Origin of the sequence: Clostridium sp. UBA2485 (assembly GCF_002341865.1) — a bacterium.
Lineage (GTDB): Bacteria > Bacillota > Clostridia > Clostridiales > Clostridiaceae > Clostridium_J.
Genome location: NZ_DDOV01000099.1, coordinates 20,937 through 28,096, shown reverse-complemented (window position 1 = coordinate 28,096; position 7,160 = coordinate 20,937). Strand labels below are relative to the sequence as shown.

7 protein-coding genes are annotated in these 7,160 nt (G+C 27.3%); 6 read left to right on the top strand and 1 reads right to left on the bottom strand.

What is annotated here, in order from left to right:
- Positions 1 to 127: 127 nt before the first annotated feature.
- The 6 genes from B3603_RS19105 to B3603_RS19080 all read left to right on the top strand — a co-directional run bounded on the left by B3603_RS19105 (position 128) and on the right by B3603_RS19080 (position 6,038).
- Positions 128 to 781, top strand: coding sequence for a DUF2628 domain-containing protein (locus B3603_RS19105; RefSeq protein WP_291567892.1), 654 nt, complete (start codon positions 128 to 130; stop codon positions 779 to 781).
- Positions 782 to 1,557: 776 nt separating this feature from the next.
- Positions 1,558 to 2,196, top strand: coding sequence for a zinc-ribbon domain-containing protein (locus B3603_RS19100; RefSeq protein WP_291567891.1), 639 nt, complete (start codon positions 1,558 to 1,560; stop codon positions 2,194 to 2,196).
- A gap of 111 nt (positions 2,197 to 2,307) precedes the next feature.
- Positions 2,308 to 3,348 (top strand): M42 family metallopeptidase, encoded by a 1,041-nt coding sequence (locus tag B3603_RS19095; RefSeq protein ID WP_291567889.1) that lies wholly within the window; start codon positions 2,308 to 2,310, stop codon positions 3,346 to 3,348.
- Complete coding sequence (locus B3603_RS19090; protein WP_291567887.1) at positions 3,339 to 4,370, top strand: M42 family metallopeptidase; 1,032 nt, start codon at positions 3,339 to 3,341, stop codon at positions 4,368 to 4,370. The genes B3603_RS19095 and B3603_RS19090 overlap by 10 nt, the downstream gene beginning before the upstream one ends.
- Before the next feature lie 13 nt (positions 4,371 to 4,383).
- Positions 4,384 to 5,376 (top strand): M42 family peptidase, encoded by a 993-nt coding sequence (locus tag B3603_RS19085; protein ID WP_291567885.1) that lies wholly within the window; start codon positions 4,384 to 4,386, stop codon positions 5,374 to 5,376.
- A gap of 452 nt (positions 5,377 to 5,828) precedes the next feature.
- Positions 5,829 to 6,038, top strand: coding sequence for a hypothetical protein (locus B3603_RS19080; protein WP_291567883.1), 210 nt, complete (start codon positions 5,829 to 5,831; stop codon positions 6,036 to 6,038).
- A 73-nt stretch (positions 6,039 to 6,111) separates the two neighbouring features.
- Here B3603_RS19080 and B3603_RS19075 read toward each other — a convergent pair whose 3' ends face one another.
- Positions 6,112 to 6,969, bottom strand: a complete 858-nt coding sequence (locus B3603_RS19075) for a 4Fe-4S binding protein (protein WP_291567882.1) — start codon at positions 6,967 to 6,969, stop codon at positions 6,112 to 6,114.
- Positions 6,970 to 7,160: the final 191 nt, after the last annotated feature.

Sequence of the window (7,160 nt, the reverse complement as noted above, 5' to 3'; positions counted from 1 at the left end):
ATTTCCACCATAATTGTGAATTTTGCATTGTGAATTGTGAATTAAAATATTTAAATATGTAGCTATATTTAGCTATACATTAATTTTTAAGACAGTTTATCTATAATTTATTATAGGAGGAAAATTTATGCAATGTAACAATTGTGGAAGTGAAGTTAAAAATGAAGAAAGTTTTTGCAGTGAATGTGGTGCAAGAATATTAACCGAACAAGATTACATAGATATTTTTAGAAATAAAAATAATGAAATGATAGATGAATCTTACATAAAAGAAGAAAATGTAATTGATTATAATAAAGTTTTTGATACTATTACTAAAGAAGAGATAGCGGCATTTATAGGGAAAAAAAGCAACAGCTATTATTTAGATAAATGGGTTAATTTAAAGCTTTCAAACAAATATGTTAGCTGGAACTGGTGGGCATTTTTTTTATCTTCTTATTGGTTGCTATATAGAAAGATGTATCTATGGGGATTTATTACTATAGTTATAAATTTTGTTTCTATTGGTGGTGTTGTAATTGGAGAAACTATTATACCACCTCTAGTATTATCTATTATATTGGGGCTTTTTGGAAATAGCATATATTATAATCATGCTAAAGAAAAAATATATAAGGTTAAGAAAAAAAATCTGCCAAAAGAGAATGAACTTAAAACAATAAAAAAGCGTGGGGGAATTAATTTAGCGCTTGCATTAATTATGTTTATATTAACATTGTTACTTTTTTATGCTAGCATAGTATTATTTATATCAATAGTGTCAGAAATAGCGAGTTAGATATATATATAAATAACTAGTTAATATGTGAGTTATTCTTTATATGACTTAAGTCTTTATATGACTTAAGTCTTTATAAGGTTTCATTAAAAATATTTAAAAATTATACTTTTAAAATAAATTAACTTATCAATAACTAATCATCTAACGAATTTTAAACTAGCAATTTTATTGCTAGTTTTTTCATTTAAATAATTTAATAGCATCATTATATGAAAGCATAGATTAGATTTAAAAGTAATACATATATATAGATATACCAGTTCTAAATTTAATTTATCTCTAAAAATAATTGATATTTTTTGGTATTATATTTGAATCTATTGAATTCAAAATTCACGGTTCACAATTCACAATTGTGGATATTTCTCAGCAAAAGCTGAGAAATTTAAAATTGATTAACCGTAGTGATAAGCAGTGTGTGTCATATATTATTGAATAAATATTAAACTATAAGACGTATTAAAAAGAACTGGCGAACGCTGTTCGCCCCTACAATAAAACACTAGCAATTGTATTGCTAGCTAAAAAATTCATTAAAGAAATTATTTTGATCAAAAATAATTTCAACCTTAATTGTGAATTGTGAACTGTGCATTGAAATACTCAAGGGTATAGTTATATTTGGCTATATATTAATTTTTAAGGTAGTTTATCTATATAATATACAGGTCTATTAACACAGATTATAAATATGATATAATAATTTGGTGTCTTGTCTAATTTAGGCTAAATTAGGTTAATTTTAGATATTTTACAGAGAAAGGAGGAAGAGTATGTATTGTTCACAGTGCGGAAAAGAAATTCAACAACATGTAAAATTTTGTCCTAATTGTGGAAAAGAAATTTTAAGTAATAATAATATAAATAATGAATTTTCACACTTTAAGGATGAAACTAATTATAATTATTCGACCAATATGAATAACGGTATTGGAGATAGTTTTAGTAGAGTATCAGAGAATGAATTAAGAACTTTTATTGGTGAAAAAAACACAAATTATTACATAGAAAAATGGAATTTAATCAATCAAACTAATAAAAGCGTTAGTTGGAATTGGGCATCATTTTTCTTAGGATCATTATGGTTATTATATAGGAAAATGTATGTATGGGGAACTTTAATGATAGCAGTTTCTATGGCAATATCATGGATGGGAATACCTTTTGGATGGCTTTTATTAGCTATATTAGTGGGCATGTTTGGAAATAAGCTTTACTTAGAGGAAACTCGAAAGAAAATTATTGAAATTAAGACTATTACTAGTGATTTAAATAGCCAATATCAAATGATAAAATCAAAAGGTGGTACAAACTTAGCATTACCGATAACAATAGCAGTTATAGGATTTTTAATAACAATATTTTTAATAATTTTAGGTACAGCAATAGCTATGGAATTTTATTATATGTAATAATTAAGAAGGGTATTTACAAAAGTAAGGTTAAGGTACATTTGTAAATACTCTTTTGATTTGATAAGATATTATTAGAAAATTCAGAATAAAATGAAAGGAGCTAAGGTTATGGATGAAAAAAAGCTTTTAAAAAGCTTATGTGAAGGACATGGACCTAGTGGTAGAGAGCATTGGTTATTTGAGAATATTAAAGAAGCTTTTTCAGAATTTGGTCAGGTTACTTTAGACAATTTAAATAATACTATTATCCATAAGAAAGGTAATGGAAAAGGAAAAATAATGCTTATGGCTCATGCTGATGAAGTATTCATGGTAGTTACAGCTGTTAGTGAAAATGGATTTTTGGAGTTCAAGGAAAATGGTTTAGATCCTAAAGTTTTAGTTTCTCAAGAAGTTATAGTTCATGGAGAAAAACAAATTTTAGGTATAATTGGAGTAAAACCTCCTCATTTAATGAAAGAAGAGGATAGAAAGAAAGCAGTTACTATCGATAATCTTCGAATTGATACGGGACTTTCTACAGAAGAACTAAAGAAAGTAGTTAAACCAGGAGATTTTGTAACACTAAAAAGAGAAGTTAGAGAATTATTAAATGATAATATTGCTTCAAAGGCAAGTGATGATAGGGCTTCAATAGTTTCACTTTATACTTGTGCAAAAGAACTTAAAAATATAAACCATGATTTAGATGTTTATTTTGTTGCTTCAGCACAAGAAGAAGTTGGGCATAGAGGGGCTAAAACAGCTAGTTTTGCTATAAGACCAGATATAGGAATTGCAATAGATGTTGGATTTGATGATAGTAAGCTTGGAGATACTGGCTGTGGAGTTAAATTAGGTGGTGGTCCTATGATTACTGTTGGACCTAATATACATCCAAGATTAAGAAAGCATCTTGTATCAATAGCAAAGGAATATAATATACCGCATCAAGTTGAGATATGTCCTGGATCTACTGGTACTGATGCTTGGGACATACAAGTAACTGCTGATGGTATTCCTACATTGCTTCTTTCAATTCCTCAAAGATATATGCATACTTCTGTTGAAGTTGTAAATATGAATGACATTAAAAATACAGGAATACTTTTAGCAAAATTAATAGAAAAGTTAAAATATGAAGATTTGGAGGGAATACTATGTTTCTAACAGAGGAACTAAAAAAAGGTGGATTACTGGATAAATTATGTTCTGCACCGGGCCCTTCAGGTTATGAAGGTCAAGTTAGAGAAATTATAAAAAAGGAAGTAGAACCTTATGTAGATGAAATAAAAGTGGACAAGATGGGTAATATTGTAGCACATAAAAAAGGTAATGGCAAAAAGATAATGATAGCTGCTCATATGGATGAAGTAGGGTTTATTATTACTGGATATAATGATGATGGTACTTTAAAGTTTAGAGCATTAGGTGGAATTAGTACTAATGTTATTCCTGCTAAAACAATACTAATTGGTGATGGGAAGTTACCAGGTATTATAGGTGCAAAGGCAATACATCTTCAATCAAAAGAAAATAGAGAGAAACCTTTTGGCTATGATGACTGTTGTATTGATATTGGAGCTATAGATAAGGACGAAGCAAAAAAACTAGTTGAGCTTGGAGAATATGCAGTATTTGATACTGAATATGATGAGTTTGGAGATAAACTACTTAAAGGAAAAGCTTTTGATGATAGAATGGGGTGTTTACTACTAATTCAAGCATTGAAAGAAAATTATAATGGAGATATTTATGGAGTGTTCAATGTTCAAGAAGAAGTTGGAGAAAGAGGGGCATATATCTCAGCTTTTAATTTACAACCAGACATTGCAATAGTTTTAGAGGGAACTATATGTGCAGATATGCCTAATGTCTCAAAAGATTCAAGAGCTACAGAAATAGGGAAAGGGCCTGCTATTTCTATAATGGATAAAACTAGTATTTTTGATAGTAAGCTTGCAGATGAAATTATGAAAGTAGGAGATGAAAAAAATATTCCTTATCAAAGAAGAAGAGCAATAGCTGGAGGAAATGATGCAGGAATAATTCATACAGTAGGAGAAGGAGTTTCTAAAATTGCTACTATTTCAGTACCTTGTAGATATATCCATTCATCAGTATCTGTAGCTTCACAGGAAGATTATATAAATGCTTTAAAGTTGTTAAAAGAATATTTAAAAATATTATAGGGAGGATAGATTTATGGACATATTATTAGAAAAGCTAATAAAAGCTTTTGGTACAAGCTCTCATGAAGAAGGCGTAAGAAATGTTATTTTTGATAAACTAAATGAATTAGATATAAATTATGAAGTTGATAAAATGGACAATGTTATAGTTAAAATGGGTGCAAAAGTACAATGTGAAGAAGATAAGCTTATGTTTGTTTCTCATATGGATACAGTAGGCTTAATTGCAACAGTTATTGATGATAAAGGGTTTGTGAAAGTTGGGAATTTAGGAGACTTTAAAATTAATAATATTATCGATAGCTTAGTAGTTTTTGAAAATGGAACTATAGGAAGAGTTTGTAGTGATAAAAAGTCATCAGAGATAGATGATGTATATATAGACTTAGGAGTAAATAGTAGGGAAGAAGCACTAAAGAAAATAAAAGAAGGAGATGTGGCAGTATTTAAAGGTGAAATAGTAAAAATAGGAGACAATATATCAGCTCCAGCATTAGATAATAGAATTGGATGTTATATGTTACTAAAAATAATAGAAGGATTATCTAAAGATAGAGAAAAACTAGGTGAATTAAATAAAGAGTTTTCTTTTGTATTTTCTACTCAAAATATATTAGATGGTAGAGGAGCAAGAGCAGCAGCATACTCTATAAATCCTATGTATTGTATAATTGTAGATGCTGAAGAATCCAGTGATAATTTAGAAGGAAAGGGAAGATTTAAGCTAGGAAATGGTGTAGGACTTCATGTTTTTGATGGAAATTTAATAATACATCATGAAGCTAAAGAAATGCTTGAAAATGCTTGCAAAAAAGCTAATATTGAACCTCAGTATGTATTTAGTGAGAAAGGCACAGATGGTGGTAGAATTCATAGAGAAACAAATGGAATAAAAACGGGAGTACTTTCCGTTCCTGTAAGATATAAAAATAGTATAGCAGAAATGGCAAATATTAAAGATATTGAAAAAGGAATAGAAGTATTATGCAACGTAATATTTAATTAAATTTTATACTAAGTCACATTGAAAAAATAATTATATAGTAAGAGCAATTGAATATATTTTTGTAATAATATTTATTTTTTAAGTATAAAAATTAAATATTTGTATAAAATAATTTCATAAAGATTTTGCATGGTAATCAACATGTTACACAAATATCTATAGTTAAATATTTAAAAAGATATTCTAATTTTTAGGATATCTTTTTAAACGTTTAAAATTATAGTTTTTTTGAAAAATTCTTCATAAGATATTGAGTCTAAACTAATTAGCTATTTAAAATTTGTTATTTGTCTGTAAGTTTGTTTTAAAAGTAGGTAAATTTACTTTTTATAAAGTCAAATAAAAATTTAATATTCTTTACACTATAACCATTAATTTAATAGTATTTTTACTATTGAAAATCGCAAAATAATAGAGAATGAAATTTATTAAAGAAATAGGAGTGTAAAGTAATGAAAAATGAAACTAAAAATATGAAAAATGATTTAGAAAGCTATGATAATAATTCCTCTACTGAAGAGCAATTAAAAAATTTAAAGGGAAACTATGAAAAAGCAAATAAATATATAAAACATAATAAAGAACATATGGATGATTCTGCATTGTCAAATATAAAGAAAAAACAAGATAATAGAGAAAATCAAATGGATCAATTACAGTAATTAAAAACTCCAAGAAATTTTTCTTGGAGTTTTTAATTATTGTAATTTTATCTAAAACAAAAATTTTAAATTTCTATAATAAATTTTTTTCTACTTCTTCAAATCCTATTCTTTCTATCATTGAAGAAAGTCTTTCTAGTGGATTGGCATTTTCATTGTAGTAAGTCATAATTTTATCTAACATTGGAAGTATTTCTTCTTCCTTAAATAATTTATTCAGTGGTTCACCCATTTTAGCTCTTCTGCCAAATCTTCCCCCTAGGTATAGTTTTACACCTTCAGATTTCTTTTTAATAGCTCCAAGCCCACAGGCAGTTGCACATTTACCACAGTGTACACAAAGGTCTTCTTTATAAACTAATTTTTTATTTTCCTTTACTAAAGCACCTTCTTTGCATGCTTTAATACACTTTCCACATAGTACACAGTTATTTTCATTAATTTCAATATCAACGTGAGGTATTATTCCTATGTCATTTAATTGCGCCTTACCACAATTATTAGGGCAACCTACAACTCCTATTTTAAATTTTGCAGGCAGTTCTCTTCCAAAGTATTCATTATGTATATTAGAAGCTAAACCTTGTGTATCTAAAAGTCCGTGAACACATACCGTACCTTTACATGCTGTAATTGGTCTTACTTTCTTACCGGTACCTCCATTAACTAAGTTATTTTCTGCAAGTTCTTTTTTTACAGTTTCTATATCTTCATGTTTTATGTATGGAATTTCAATACATAACCTAGTAGTTAATCCTAAATATCCTTTTCCATATTTTGAAGAAATTTTTGATAGTGCTGATAGTTGATCAGAAGTAAAATTACCTGCATTACTTAATATTCTAATTGAATAATATCCTTCTTGCTTTTGAGCTATAATAGCTTGTGATTTTAATACTGTTTTTTCTTCAGTAGAAACCTTAATATCCATAAAAAACCCATCCTTTTACGTAATATAAAAAATAAATTTAATACTAAAGATTAATTAAATTTAAGTTTCTTAGGTAAATTTATAGCCTCAATATAATGGAAACAATATAAAATTTATATTTACACAATAATAAGAACCCATAAACTTAAAATTAATATCTATATTTATTTTAACATATTTAATTTATTTAA